At 70.9% G+C, this 14,405-nt stretch carries 7 protein-coding genes; 4 read left to right on the top strand and 3 right to left on the bottom strand.

The features are described from left to right. Nucleotides 1–68: 68 nt before the first annotated feature. Complete coding sequence (gene mfd, locus B116_RS0103975) at nt 69–3,719, bottom strand: transcription-repair coupling factor (RefSeq protein ID WP_018721163.1); 3,651 nt, start codon at nt 3,717–3,719, stop codon at nt 69–71. Between the two features lie 238 nt (nt 3,720–3,957). Between mfd and ppc the strand changes: the two genes are divergently transcribed. The 3 genes from ppc (at nt 3,958) to B116_RS0103960 (ending at nt 11,425) form a co-directional block, all read left to right on the top strand. Next, nucleotides 3,958–6,744 (top strand): phosphoenolpyruvate carboxylase, encoded by a 2,787-nt coding sequence (gene ppc / locus B116_RS0103970; RefSeq protein ID WP_027659275.1) that lies wholly within the window; start codon nt 3,958–3,960, stop codon nt 6,742–6,744. 96 nt (nt 6,745–6,840) lie between these two features. Beyond that, nucleotides 6,841–8,049, top strand: a complete 1,209-nt coding sequence (gene rmuC, locus B116_RS0103965; RefSeq protein ID WP_027659274.1) for a DNA recombination protein RmuC — start codon at nt 6,841–6,843, stop codon at nt 8,047–8,049. Nucleotides 8,050–8,179: 130 nt separating this feature from the next. Continuing rightward, nucleotides 8,180–11,425, top strand: a complete 3,246-nt coding sequence (locus B116_RS0103960) for a S8 family serine peptidase (protein WP_027659273.1) — start codon at nt 8,180–8,182, stop codon at nt 11,423–11,425. A 71-nt stretch (nt 11,426–11,496) separates the two neighbouring features. Here the strand turns inward: B116_RS0103960 and B116_RS0103955 are convergent, their stop codons facing one another. After that, nucleotides 11,497–11,964, bottom strand: a complete 468-nt coding sequence (locus B116_RS0103955; protein WP_027659272.1) for a hypothetical protein — start codon at nt 11,962–11,964, stop codon at nt 11,497–11,499. A 108-nt stretch (nt 11,965–12,072) separates the two neighbouring features. Then, nucleotides 12,073–13,056 carry a 4-hydroxy-3-methylbut-2-enyl diphosphate reductase gene (locus tag B116_RS0103950; protein WP_027659271.1) on the bottom strand — a complete coding sequence of 328 codons (984 nt, stop codon included), beginning with the start codon at nt 13,054–13,056 and terminating at the stop codon, nt 12,073–12,075. A 72-nt stretch (nt 13,057–13,128) separates the two neighbouring features. On the opposite strand from B116_RS0103950, the gene xseA reads away from it, so the two are divergent. Continuing rightward, nucleotides 13,129–14,382, top strand: a complete 1,254-nt coding sequence (gene xseA, locus B116_RS0103945) for an exodeoxyribonuclease VII large subunit (protein WP_082312695.1) — start codon at nt 13,129–13,131, stop codon at nt 14,380–14,382. Nucleotides 14,383–14,405 lie beyond the last annotated feature (23 nt).

Here is a 14,405-nt window from a genome sequence, read left to right as displayed (position 1 = left end):
TCTCACGCCAGCGGCGCAGAACCGGACGCCCCCCACGCCCCGCGTCCGCCGGCTGGAGCTGCGCCACCTCACCGCCCGCCCTGCGCCGTCGAGTTGGCGGCACCGGCCAGCTCCCGAGGCGGGCCGAGCACGTCGGCGAGGAGCTGCCCACACCACTCCAGCAACGCCTGGTCGCGCAGGGGCTCGCCGCCGACCCGCCGAGTACTCGGCCGGGGCACACTGACCTGTTCCAGCGCCTGCTTGTAGACCGCGTCCGGGTGGTAGCGCTTGAGCCGCAGCTGCTTGGAGTCCGGTAGCGGCAACGGGCCGTACCGGATGTTGCGACCCTGCATGCTGACGTCGGTGAGCCCGTACTGGCGGGCGAGCAGCCGGAACCGGGCCACCGCCACCAGGTTCTGCACCGGAGCGGGCGGCTCGCCGTAGCGGTCGGTCAGCTCGGCGACCACCGCGCGCAGCCGCTCCTCGTCCCGGGCCTCGGCGAGCTTGCGGTACATCTCCAGGCGCAGCCGCTCCACCCCGACGTAGTCGTGCGGCAGGTGGGCATCCACCGGCAGATCCACCTTGATCTCCGGCTCCTCCTCCGGGCGCTCCCCCTTGAAGGCCTGCACCGCCTCCCCGACCATCCGCACGTACAGGTCGAAGCCAACGCCCTCGATGTGACCGGACTGCTCGCCGCCGAGCAGGTTCCCGGCGCCCCGGATCTCCAGATCCTTCATCGCCACGTACATGCCGGCACCCAGCTCGGTGTGCTGGGCGATGGTCGCCAACCGCTCGTGGGCGTGCTCGGTGAGCGGCTTGTCCGACGGGTAGAGGAAGTACGTGTACGCCCGCTCCCGGCCCCGGCCGACCCGGCCCCGGATCTGGTGCAGCTGGGCCAGGCCGAGCAGGTCGGCCCGCTCGACGATCAGGGTGTTGGCGTTCGGGATGTCGATGCCGGACTCCACGATCGTGGTGCAGACCAGGACATCGAACTCCTTCTCCCAGAAACCGACCATGACCCGCTCCAGGGCCTCCTCACCCAACTGGCCGTGCGCCACCGCGACCCGTGCCTCGGGCACCAGCTCCCGCAGCCGCCGCGCCGCCCGTTCGATCGACTCCACCCGGTTGTGCAGGTAGAAGACCTGGCCGTCCCGGAGCAGTTCACGGTGAATGGCGGCGGCCACCTGCCGCTCGTCGTACGCCCCGACCGCGGTGAGCACCGGATGTCGCTCCTCCGGCGGGGTGGCGATGGTAGACATCTCCCGAATGCCGGTGATCGCCATCTCCAGGGTCCGGGGGATCGGGGTCGCCGACATGCTCAGCACGTCAACCGAGGCCCGCACGGACTTCAGGTGCTCCTTGTGCTCGACCCCGAAGCGCTGCTCCTCGTCCACGATGACCAACCCCAGGGAGCGGAACCGGGCGGACGCCTGAAGCAGCCGGTGGGTACCGATGACGATGTCGGCCGTACCGTCGCCGGCCATCTCCAGGGTCTGCTCGGCCTCCTTCGGTGTCTGGAACCGAGACAGCTGGCGAATCGTCACCGGGAACTGGCTCATCCGCTCGGCGAAGGTGTTGTAGTGCTGCTGCACCAGCAGGGTGGTGGGCACCAGCACCGCCACCTGCCGACCGTCCTGGATCGCCTTGAACGCCGCCCGGACCGCGATCTCGGTCTTGCCATAGCCGACGTCGCCGCAGATCAGCCGGTCCATCGGGACGGTCTGCTCCATGTCCCGCTTGACCTCTTCGATCGCCGCGAGCTGGTCCGGCGTCTCCTGCCAGGGGAAGGCGTCCTCCAGCTCCCGCTGCCACGGGGTGTCCGGGCCGAACGAGTGTCCCTTGGACGCCTTGCGGGCGGCGTAGAGCTGGATGAGCTGCGCGGCGATCTCCCGGACGGCCTTGCGGGCCCGGGCCTTCGACTTCTGCCAGTCCGAGCCGCCCATCTTGTGCAGGGCTGGCTGCTCACCGCCGACGTACCGGGAGAGTTGGTCGAGCTGGTCGGTCGGGACGAAGAGCCGATCGCCCGGCTGACCGCGCTTGCTCGGGGCGTACTCGATAACCAGGTACTCCCGGCTGGCCCCGTTGACGGTGCGCTGCACCAACTCGACGTACCGGCCGATGCCGTGCTGCTCGTGCACCACGTGATCGCCGGCCCGCAGCTCCAACGGATCGATGGTGTTGCGCCGCCGGCTCGGCAGCTTGCGCATGTCCCGCGTTGACGCGCCCCGGCCGCCGGTGACGTCGTCCCCGGTTAGCAGGACGAAACGGGATGCCTCGGCGACGAAACCACCGATCAGCGACCCCCGGCTAACCAGGACCTGGCCGGCGGCCGGCGCCGAGGTCACCTCGTCAACTAGGCGGGCACCGAGCCCGGCATCGTGCAGCACCTCGACGGCCCGCTGGGCCGGGCCGTGCCCCTCGAAGACCAGCGCGACGGACCAGCCCGCGCCGGCCCAACGCTTCAGTTCGTCCACCACCCGCGCCGTCTCACCGTGGTAGAGCGGCGCAGGCTGGGCCGCCACCGTCACCGCGATCGCGTCGTCCGGGGTGACGTCGACCTCGTCCGGCTCGTCCTCCCACGGCTGGCGGGCGGGGGCCGACTCGGTCAGCCCGAACGGGGAGATCGTCCACCACGGCTGCCCCAACGCACGGGCCCGCACGCGGACATCGGCGAGCGTCCGGAAGGCGGCCGCGCCGAGGTCGATCGGGGCCGCGCCACCGACCGCGGCCGCAGCCCAGCTCGCCTGCAGGAACTCCGCCGAGGTACGCACTAGGTCGTGCGCCCGGGTGCGAATCCGCTCCGGGTCGCAGAGCAACACGTGGGTCCCCGCGGACATGGTGTCCAGCAGCAACTCCATCGAGTCGGCGCCGATCAGCGCCGGAGCGAGCGACTCCATTCCCTCGACCGGAATACCTTCGGCCAGCTGATCAAGGATCTCCGCGAGCTCCGGGTGTTCCGCCGCCAGAACGGCGGCCCGCTTCCGGACAGCCGGGGTGAGCAGCAGCTCCCGGCAGGGCGGGGCCCAGAGCTGGTCAACCTGCTCGATGGTGCGCTGGTCGGCCACGGCGAAGGTACGGATCTCCTCCACCTCGTCGCCCCAGAACTCGACCCGGGACGGATGTTCGTCGGTGGGCGGAAAGACATCCAGGATGCCGCCGCGCACCGCGAACTCACCACGCTTGGTGACCAGGTCCACCCGCGCGTACGCCATGTCGGTGAGCCGGCGCACCACGTCTTCGAGGTCAGCTTCGTCGCCGCCGGACAGCCGCACCGGCTCCAACTCCCCCAACCCCTTGAGCTGGGGTTGCAGCAGGGACCGGATCGGAGCGACGACCACCCGCAGCGGGCCACTGCGCCCCTGCGCGTCGGTCGCCTCGGGATGGGCGAGACGACGGAGCACCGCCAGTCGGCGGCCCACCGTGTCGGAGCGCGGCGAAAGCCGCTCGTGCGGCAGCGTCTCCCAGGACGGAAAGACCGCCACCTGGTCGGCGGGGATCAGGCTGCCCAGCGCGGTGGCGAGGTCGTCCGCCTCCCGGGTGGTCGCGGTGATCGCCAGCACCGGGCGCCCCGCGCCCCCCACCGGCTCGTCGGCCGCCACGGCGGCGACCGCGAACGGACGCAGCGCCGGCGGTGCGGTCAGGTCGAGCCCGTCGACCTGGGCCGCGCCGGATCGCGCCAGGTCCCGGGCGCGAGCCAGGGCTGGGTCGGCGAGGGCGGCGGCGAAGAGTCCAGTGAGCATATGATCACTTCCACGGCGACGGCACGACGAGCGCCCCTCGTCCGGCTGGACGAGGGGTTGACCCGTTGACCCTATCGCTCCGGGAACGGGTCAACGGCCACGTGACGCGGATCCCCGGCGGGCCGAAGCGGCTCGCCAAGAGTGAACAAGGACACCCCGTGGGTTCCGCCCGGTTCCCGCGGTTACCATCCTGGGAGTCGGACAGCGCTGTCCTTCGTACTCACGTAAGGAGCGCATCGTGACCGACCAGCACGACCACGACGGCCCCGACGCCGCACTGCGCGCCGACATCCGCCGCCTCGGCACCCTGCTCGGCCAGACCCTCGCCCGTCAGGAGGGACGGCCCCTGCTCGACCTCGTCGAGGAGATCCGCGCCCAGGTTCGCACCGACGCCCCGGCCGCTGCGCAGCGGCTCGCCGGATTGGATGTCGCCACCGGCACCCGGCTGGCCCGCGCCTTCTCCACGTACTTCCACCTGGCCAACATCACCGAACAGGTCCATCGCGCCCGGGATCTGCGGCGCCGTCGGGCCGTTCAGGGCGGCTGGCTGGATCAGACCGCCAAGATGATCGCCGAGCGCGGCGTTCCCGCGGAGGAGATCGCAGCGGCGGCGCGGCGGCTGGCCATCCGCCCGGTCTTCACCGCCCACCCCACCGAGGCTGCCCGCCGCTCGATCCTGTCCAAGCTGCGCGCGATCGCCGACGAGTTGGACACCGAGACCACCAACGCGGTCCTCTACGGCGCTAGCGACGAGGGCCCGGCCAACCGCCGCCTCGCCGAGCTACTTGACCTGATGTGGCAGACCGACGAGCTGCGGCTAGACCGGCCGGACCCGACCGACGAGGCGCGCAACGCCATCTACTACCTACGCGACCTCTACGCCGAGGCGGCGCCACAGGTGCTCGACGACCTCGCCGACACGCTCCGCACCCTCGGGGTGGAGACCTCACCCACCGCCCGGCCCCTCACCTTCGGCACCTGGATCGGGGGCGACCGGGACGGAAATCCGTTCGTCACCCCCACGGTGACCCGGGAAGTCCTGGCCATCGCGCACGAACACGGCCTCGCCGCCACCGAGAAGGCCATGGACCAACTGATCAACGAGGTCTCCGTCTCCCGGCGGTTGCGCGGCGTCTCCCTCGACCTCTCCGCGAGCCTCGCCACCGACCTGGACGCGCTGCCCGAGGTGGCGTCCCGGTTCCGTCGGGTGAACGCTGAGGAGCCGTACCGGCTCAAGGCCCGGTGTGTGAAGGCGAAGCTCGCCAACACCCGGCAGCGGCTACGCCAGGGCACGGCGCACGTGTCGGGACGGGACTACCGCGGGTCGGGTGAGTTGATCGCCGACCTGGAGCTGCTGCGCGCCTCGCTGGCCCGCAACTCCGGTCAGCTCACCGCCGTGGGCCGGCTCGCCTCGACCATCCGGACGGTCTCCGCCTTCGGCCTGCACCTCGCCACCATGGACGTCCGTGAACACGCCGAGAAGCACCACGAGGTGTTGACCCAGCTCTTCGGTGCGGTGGGCGAGGTGTCCGACTACCCGGCGCTGAACCGGCTGGAACGCACCAAGCTCCTCGCCGATGAACTGGCCGGCCGCCGACCCCTGTCTACGCTCGACACTCCGCTGACCGAATCGGCCCGCCGGACCTTCGATGTCTTCAGCACCATCCGGGAGACCCAGGACCGGTTCGGAACCGAGGTGATCGAGTCGTACATCATCTCGATGACGCTCGGCGTAGACGATGTCCTCGCCGCCGTCGTGCTGGCCCGCGAGGCGGGGCTGGTGGACGTGCACAGCAGCCGGGCCCGGATCGGCTTCGTACCGCTGTTGGAGACCCCCGCCGAGTTGAACGCCGGCGGTGACTTGCTGGACGAGTTGCTGTCGCTGCCCGCCTACCGGGCCCTGGTCACCGCCCGCGGCGACGTCCAGGAAGTGATGCTCGGCTACTCCGACTCCAACAAGGAAGCCGGCATCACCACCAGTCAGTGGTCCATCCACCGTGCGCAGCGCGCCCTGCGGGACGTGGCTGCCCGGCACGGCGTACAGCTGCGGCTCTTCCACGGCCGGGGTGGCACCGTCGGCCGGGGTGGTGGTCCGACCCACGACGCGATCCTGGCCCAGCCGTACGGGACCCTCGACGGCGAGATCAAGGTGACCGAGCAGGGCGAGGTGATCTCCGACAAGTACAGCCTGCCGGCGCTGGCCCGGGAGAATCTTGAGCTGACGGTGGCCGCGGTGCTCCAGTCGACGCTGCTGCACACCGCGCCCCGACAGCCGGCCGAGATGCTGGAACGCTGGGACGCGACGATGGACGTGGTGAGTGCGGCGGCCTACCACTCGTACCGGGACCTGGTCGAGGATCCTGACCTGCCGGCGTACTTCTGGGCGTCCACGCCGACCGAGCTGCTTGGCGCGTTGAACATCGGCTCGCGACCGGCGAAGCGGCCGAACACGGGTGCCGGGCTCGCCGGCCTACGGGCCATCCCGTGGGTGTTTGGCTGGACCCAGACCCGACAGATCGTCCCCGGCTGGTTCGGCGTCGGCTCCGGGCTGGCGGCGGCCCGCGCCGCCGGCCATGGGGACGTGCTCGCCGAGATGCACCGCAGCTGGCACTTCTTCCGGACGTTCCTGTCGAACGTGGAGATGATGCTGACCAAGACCGACCTGACCATCGCTCGACGCTACGTGGAGACGCTGGTACCGAAGAAGCTGCACCCGATCTTCCACAAGATCGAGCAGGAGTACGAGCTGACCCGGCGGGAGGTGCTCGCCGTGACCGTCTCCCCGGACCTGTTGGAGAACGCGCCGGTGCTCCAGCGCACGCTGGCGGTACGGGACACCTATTTGGAGCCGCTGCACCACCTCCAGGTGGCGTTGCTGCGGCAGTACCGGGACTCCGGTGCACCGGGCCGGGCGGTGGTGACGGCACCGGGCAGCCGTCGGGCACCCAGCGACGGCACCGCCCTGGAACGCGCCCTGCTCACCACGGTTAACGGCATCGCCGCCGGCATGCGCAACACCGGCTGAGCGCCGCGGCCAGCGGCCGGCGGCCGCGGAGGCGGCGGAGGCGGGGCCGGCGCCACCTTCGATCGACCTGGCGTCGGCCGGTCGTACCCGTTTGGGATGCTCGGCGGCATGGAGTTTCCGACGCTGGCAGTGGTGCTCGTCTGCCTCGCGGCGGGAGGCGCGGTGGGGTGGTACGCCGCCCGGGCCCGATCCGCCACCGAGCTGGCCCGGCTGGAGGCCACGCTGGCCGCCGCGCAGGCGGGCGAGGGTCGGCTGGAGCAGTCCTTGCGGACGCTGGGCTACGAGGCGACCGCGCAGTCCCAAGAGGCGGTAGCCCGCGCGGTGGCCCCCCTGCACGACACGCTCCACCGCTACGAGCAGCGGGTCGCCGAGTTGGAGCGGGACCGGGTTGACGCCTACGCCGAGCTGCGCGAGCAGGTGCGCGCCATGAACACGGTCTCCGGTGAGCTGCGCACCGAGACCAAACAGCTCGTCGCGGCGCTGCGGGCGCCGCAGGTCCGGGGGCGGTGGGGCGAGCACCAGCTGCGCCGCATCGTCGAGGCGGCCGGCATGCTGGAGCACTGCGACTTCGCCGAGCAGGTGACGGCCACGACCGATCAGCAGGTGGTCCGCCCCGACCTGGTGGTTCGCCTGCACGGGGGGCGGTCGGTGGTGGTGGACGCGAAGGCACCCTTCGAGGCGTACCTGACCGCGATGGAGGCCCGCGACGAACGGGGACGCGACGCACACCTCGACGCACACGCGAAACACCTGCGGGCCCACGTGAACGCGCTGGCCGCGAAGGCGTACTGGACCGCGTTCGACCCGGCACCGGAATTCGTGGTGCTCTTCGTGCCGGCCGACCCCTTCCTCGATGTCGCCTTACAGCGTGACCCGACCCTGCTGGAGCACGCCTTCACCCGCAACGTGGTGCTGGCGACCCCGGCCACCCTCGTCGCGCTGCTGCGTACGGTCGCCTACGCCTGGCGGCAGGCGGCGCTGGCCAACAACGCGGTGGCGGTGCACTCGCTGGCCCGGGAACTGTACGGCCGGCTCGCCACCCTCGGCGAACATGTGGGCCGGCTGGGGTCCGCGCTCGGTGGGGCGGTTTCTGCGTACAACCGGGCGGTTGGTTCGCTGGAGTCTCGGGTGCTGGTCAGCGCCCGCAAGCTCGCCGAGTTGGGGGTCTCCGATGAGGAGCTGGCCCCGCCGGCGCAGGTGGAGCTCGCCCCCCGCCAGCCGCAGGCACCGGAGCTATTCAATCCAGAGCCAGAGTGGACACGCTTGCGCTCTCAAGTGGACGGCAAACACACTGATTCGGTGTGACAGCGGCAAACCAATAGGTCACGAGATGGTCACAACGCCCTCGGTGAGGGTGACAACCGGCATCGATAGCCGAAGTATTTCGCTCACGTGTGCCCTGGAACTGAGGGCCCTGTTCTCCGGAGGAGAGAACGTGAGCAAACCCCGAACGCTGAGCCGGCGTGCCTCCGCCGGACTCTTCGCCTCGGTCATGGCCGCCAGTGCCGTGACCGTCGCGGGCGGCGCCGCCACCGCGAGCGCCGCACCCGACACGCCATCCACCCCCATCGAGGTGCTGGGTTCGCACGACGCCAAACTCCTGGCCGAGGCGGAAGCGAAGAAGGTCGACACCGTAACGCTGATCGTCGCGACCGAGAAGGACGAGGCGAAAGAGGTCGCCGCTGACCTGACCGAGCTCGGTGCAGCCGTCACAGACCGATACGACACCATCGGCTACGTCCTGGCCACCGTCCCGACCAACAAGGTGATCAAGGCTGCCACCCTGCCCGGGGTCGCCGCGGTCGACCTGGACGAGACGATTCAGCTCGCCGACCCGCGGCCGGTGACCAGCGGCCAGCAGGCGGCGAAGCAGGGCCGCACGTTCAGCGGTCCCGGAGCCGACACCCGCGCGGATAACCCCTACCTGCCGGCCGGCGAAACCGGCGCCGTCAAGTTCGTTGACCAGAATCCCGAGTGGGACGGCCGGGGCATCACCATCGGCATCATGGACTCCGGCGTGGACCTGGACCACCCGGCGCTCCAGCACACCACCACGGGTGACCGAAAGATCGCCGACTGGGTCACCGCGACGCACCCGTTCGAGGACGCCACCTGGCGCCCGATGATCACGGAGGTCACCGGCCCGTCGTTCGAGTCGGCCGGCGTGGCTTGGACGGCACCGGCGGGCAGCTACCGCTTCAACATCTTCCGGGAGGCGATCACCGCCGGCAGCGACCTGCTCGGTGACGTCAACCGCGACGGCGACACCTCCGACGAGTGGGGTGTGCTCTACGACCCCGCCACGAACGACATCCTGATCGACGTTGACCTCGACGGAGACTTCACCGACGAGACCGTCATGCGCCCGTACCAGGAGAAGTTCGACATCGGTCACTTCGGTACGGACGACCCGGCAACCGCCGTCCGCGAGCAGATGCCCTTCGTGGTCGAGTTCCGGGAGGACGTCGACACCACGCCGGTCGGCGGCCCCGGCCTGGTCGACTACATCAACATCGGCATCGTCTCGGACGCGCACGGCAGTCACGTCGCCGGCATCACCGCCGCCAACGACATGTTCGGCAACGAGGCGTTCGACGGAGCCGCGCCCGGCGCCCAGCTCGTGTCGTCCCGCGCCTGCTCCTGGGGCGGTGGCTGCACCGCCTCGGCGCTCACCAGCGGCATGGCCGACCTGGTCATCAACCGGAATGTCGACGTGGTCAACATGTCGATCGGCGGTCTGCCGGCGCTCAACGACGGCAACAACGCCCGCACCGAGCTGTACAACAACCTCATCACCACCTACGGCGTCCAGCTCGTCATCTCCGCCGGTAACTCCGGCCCCGGCCTGAACACCATCGGCGACCCGTCGGTCGCCGAGCGGGTCGTCAGCGTCGCGGCCAGCGTCAGCAAGGACACCTGGCTGGCCAACTACGGCTCGGTGGTGCGGACCAAGAACGCGCTGTTCAACTTCTCGTCCCGGGGCCCACGCGAAGACGGCGGCACCAAGCCGAACGTCGCCGCACCCGGCGCGGCGATCTCCACCATCCCGCTCTGGCAGGCGGGCAGCCCGGTCCCCGAGGCCGGCTACTCGCTGCCGCCCGGCTACGCCATGTTCAACGGCACCTCGATGGCCTCTCCCCAGGCCGCCGGTGCCGCCGCGCTGTTGCTCTCGGCCGCCCGGGCGACCGACCGCGGGGTCACCCCGCAGATGCTGCGCCGTGCTCTGTACAGCTCGGCGAAGCCGATCAAGGACGTGCCCACGTACGGCCAGGGCTACGGCATGGTGAACGTGTCGGGCGCGTGGAAGCTGCTGCGCAAGGGTGTGCAGACCCGTTCGTACACCTCGGTGGCGCCGGTCTGCACCGTCCTCTCCGACCAGCTGGGGACGCCGCACCGCGGTACCGGCGTCTACAACCGGTGCGCAAAGGGCGAAGGGGGTCACCGGGTCGGCCAGAAGAAGACCTACCGGGTCAAGATCACCCGTACCAGCGGGCCGGCCGGCACCGTCAAGCACGACATCGCGCTGCGCGGCAATGACGGCACCTTCCAGGCACCGAAGTCCGTCAAGTTGCCGCTGAACCGGACCGTGACCGTCCCCGTCGTCGCTCGACCGGACGCGGGCGCGCACGGCGCGATCATGACGGTGGATGACCCGGCGACCAACACGATCGACTTCGAGGTCTCCCTCGTGGTCGTGGCGAGCAACGACACCCGCAAGCCGGACTTCTCCTTCTCGGCCGAAGGCTCGGTCGACCGGAACGGCTTCGAGTCCTACTTCGTGACCGTTCCGCCGGGTACCGAGGCCCTCCAGGTCAACCTCGACGGCATCGCCACCGGCTCGCAGACCCGGTTCATCGCGTTCAACCCGTACGGCGTGCCGGTGGAGAGCACCTCCAGCCGGGTCTGTTTCACCAACTACTCCGACCCCGACACCTGCAACCCGCACGAGCGGGACTACCAGAAACCGCTCCCCGGGGTCTGGCAGATCGAAGTGGAGTCGCGTCGCACCTCGCCGTCGCTGAACAACCCGTACCAGCTGACGGCGCGGATCCAGGGAGTCGCGTTCGAGCCGGCCGTGGTCGAGCTACCGGCGGTGGATGCCGGTACGCCGACTCCGGTCGAGTGGAGCCTGACCAACACCTACGGCCCGGTCTCCGTCACCGGCCAGGGTGGTCCACTCGCCAGCGTCCACACCGACCGCCCGACCATCGCCGAGGGCGCCGCGCAGGAGTTCCTCGTGGAGGTGCCGGCCGACGCAGCCGAGTTCGCGGCTCGAATCGGTAACCCGGCAAACGCCGGAGCCGACCTGGACCTGTACGTCTACCGGGGCACCGCGCTGCTCGGCTTCTCCGCAGACGGGGACTCGGAGGAGGCGGTGACGCTGTCGAAGCCGGCTCCGGGCACCTACCGGATCGTGGTCGAGGGGTACTCGGTGGACGGCCTCGGTGGCAGCACGGCGTACGACTACCGGGACTCCTTCTCCGCCCCGGCGCTCGGCACCCTGTCGGCACCGTCGACCCCACTCACGCTGGGGCACGGTGACACCGACGCCTTCGGCGGTACGGTGACCGCCCTGACTGGCCCGGCCGCTGGCCGGGAGCTGCAGGGTGAGCTGACCGTGGTGACGGCGGAGGGCGCGGTCGTCGGCCGCAGCGCCGTCGCCATCGGCTCGGTGAACTGACCCGTACGTCACGCCAGCAGGAGCCCGTCCCCGGCTATCGGGGGCGGGCTCCGACGGTTTCGGCGGACGGGTCAGCCTCGTCGGGACGCCGTCTCCACCAGGAAGGGGATGCCCTGCTGGCAGGTGGTCATCAGGTCCGGCTGGACCTTCCCGGTCACCAGCACCGACGCACCGGGGATCAACACCGCCCGCGGCCCGCCCACCAGCAGGTATCCATCCAGCAGCAGACACCCGGACTCCACCCCGGCCTGCACAGTGCCGGTCAGGGTGGCCGCGCCGACCGGCGGCGGCTTACTCGGTCCCGCCGGCATCTTCGGGGTACGCGTCGGCGGGGAGGCCATCACTGACCTCGGAGCGGCGGGGGTGGCCGGGTTGGAGGACTCGGAGTCGCCGGCCGTTGGTTCCGGATCGGTGGGGGTCGTCATAGGCGTCACTCCCATCTCGGTCAGGGGATCATCGCCCGTACCCTGGCCGCTGCCGCAGGCACTGAGCGCCAGGCAGACGGCCAACGCCGGGGTGGCGAGCCAAGGGCTTCTCATACAGTTTCGGACGCTCCGGCCGGTCGGTTCGTTCCCACCCCGCCGGCGCCGCCCCGCCGCCCGAGCCCTGTCCGGTCGAACCCCGTCCGGTCGAAGCGGGCCCACCGCTCAACCGTGGGCCGCCGCGGCCCGCATGTCCCGCTTCAGCTCCTGCGGCAGCGAGAAGGTCAGCCGCTCGTCCGCGGTCACCACCTCCTCGACATCGGTGAAGCCCCGCGCCGCGAGATGCGCGAGAACCTCCTGGACGAGCTCCTCGGGGACGCTGGCCCCCGAGGTGAGACCGACCGTGCGGGCGCCCTCGAGCCACGCGTCGTCGATCTCGCGGGCGAAGTCGACGAGGTGGCCGGCCCGCGCACCCGCGTCCAGGGCCACCTCGACCAGCCGCACCGAGTTCGACGAGTTGGTGGAGCCGACGACGATCATGACATCGCAGTCCGACGCGATCTGCTTGACCACGTGCTGCCGGTTGCTGGTGGCGTAGCAGATGTCGTCGCTCGGCGGCGACTGGAGCAGCGGCAGCCGCGTCTTCAGCCGGGCCACGGTCTCCAGCGTCTCGTCCACCGACAGGGTGGTCTGGGACAGCCACACCACCTTGTTCGGATCCCGCACGGTGACCCGCTCGGCGTCCTGGGGACCATCGACGAGCTGGATGTGTTCGGGCGCCTCGCCGGCGGTGCCGATGACCTCCTCATGCCCCTCGTGGCCGATCAGCAGGATGTCGTAGTCCTCGGCGGCGAACCGCTTCGCCTCCTGGTGCACCTTGGTGACCAGCGGGCAGGTTGCATCGATTGCCTTCAGCGAGCGGCTGCGCGCCTGCTCGTGGACCTCGGGGGCGACGCCGTGCGCGGAGAAGACCACGGTCGCGCCCTCCGGCACCTCCTCGTTCTCCTCCACGAAGATCGCGCCCTTGGCCTCCAGGGTCCGCACCACGTGCCGGTTGTGCACGATCTGCTTGCGGACGTAGATCGGCGCGCCGTAGAGCTTGAGCGCCTCCTCGACGGTCTGCACCGCCCGGTCGACGCCCGCACAGTAGCCGCGCGGCTTCGCCAGGATCACACGCTTACCGGTCCGGGTCGCTTCAGCCTCACTCACCCGCCCATCGTACGTGCCGACCCACCGCCCGCCAGCGGCTGCGACCCGCAGGGACGGTCGTAGGGTGAGCGGGTGAGTTCGGATGGCAGGGTTACCCGCAGCACGCCCGAGGAGCCATGGCCGGTCCGGGTGGTCAGCCAGAAGATCAGTGCCTGGATCGCCCGGCTGGGCTGGGTGTGGGTGGACGGGCAGGTCGCACAGGTCAGTCGCCGCCCCGGCGCGAGCACGGTGTTCCTCACCCTCCGGGACCCGTCGGCCGACCTCAGCCTGACCGTGACCACCAACCGCGATGTGCTCGACTCCGGCGCACCGCAGCTTCGCGAGGGCGCCCGGGTGGTGTTGCACGCCAAGCCCGACTTCTACGCCGCCCGGGGCACATTGAGCCTGCGCGCCGACGAGATCCGCCAGGTGGGGCTGGGCGAGCTACTGGCCCGGCTGGAGAAGCTGAAGAAGCTGCTGGCCGCCGAGGGGCTCTTCGACCCCCGGCGCAAGCGCCGCCCGCCCTTCCTCCCGCACCGGATCGGGCTGATCACCGGCCGGGCCAGCGCCGCCGAGCGGGACGTGCGTACCAACGCCCGCCGGCGCTGGCCGGCGGTGGCGTTCCGGACGGTCAACGTGGCCGTGCAGGGGCCGTCCGCTGTGCCGCAGATCGTGGACGCGCTGCGGGTGCTGGACGCCGACCCCGCCATCGAGGTGATCGTGATCGCCCGGGGCGGCGGCAGCATCGAGGACCTGCTGCCCTTCTCCGATGAGGCGCTGTGCCGGGCGGTGTTCGACGCCCGTACCCCGGTGGTCAGCGCGATCGGCCACGAGACCGACGCGCCGTTGCTCGACTACGTCGCGGACATCCGCGCCTCCACCCCGACCGACGCGGCCAAGCGAATCGTCCCCGACCTCACCGAGGAGGTACGCCTGATCGGGCAGGCCCGGTCCCGACTCGAACGCGCGGTACGCAACCTGGTTGACCGTGAGGCACACCGGCTGGAGCTGCTGCGATCCCGGCCGGTGCTGGCCCGGCCCGAGGTGATGATCGAGCAACGGGCTACCGACGTCTCCGGGCTGCGCCACCGCGCCGACCGCTGTCTCGCCCACCGGTTGACCGCGGCCGAGGACGACCTTCGGCACACCCGGGCCCGGCTCCGGGCTCTCTCCCCGGCCGCCACCCTCGACCGGGGGTACGCGATCGTACGGCGGGCCGACGGCAACGTCGTCCGCGCGGTCTCCGAGGTCGCCGTCGGAGATCCGGTGCGGGTCCGGCTGGCCGACGGCGAGCTGGCCGCGACCATCGACGCCGGAGAGCACCGCCCGGAGGCCCAACGGCGGTAGCGGTTCTCTGCCGCCGTTGGGAT

Origin of the sequence: Salinispora fenicalii, assembly GCF_000514815.1 — a bacterium.
In the GTDB taxonomy this organism is placed as follows: Bacteria; Actinomycetota; Actinomycetes; order Mycobacteriales; family Micromonosporaceae; genus Micromonospora; species Micromonospora fenicalii.
The sequence above is the reverse complement of the archived record's forward strand: the minus strand, read 5'-3'. Positions and strand labels throughout refer to the sequence as shown.

Bases quoted from the DNA above. Each gene is read 5' to 3' on its own strand.
- mfd (WP_018721163.1), bottom strand. From the start codon at position 3,719: ATGCTCACTGGACTCTTCGCCGCCGCCCTCGCCGACCCAGCCCTGGCT.
- rmuC (WP_027659274.1), top strand. From the start codon at position 6,841: ATGCTCGGCGGCATGGAGTTTCCGACGCTGGCAGTGGTGCTCGTCTGC.
- B116_RS0103955 (WP_027659272.1), bottom strand. From the start codon at position 11,964: ATGAGAAGCCCTTGGCTCGCCACCCCGGCGTTGGCCGTCTGCCTGGCG.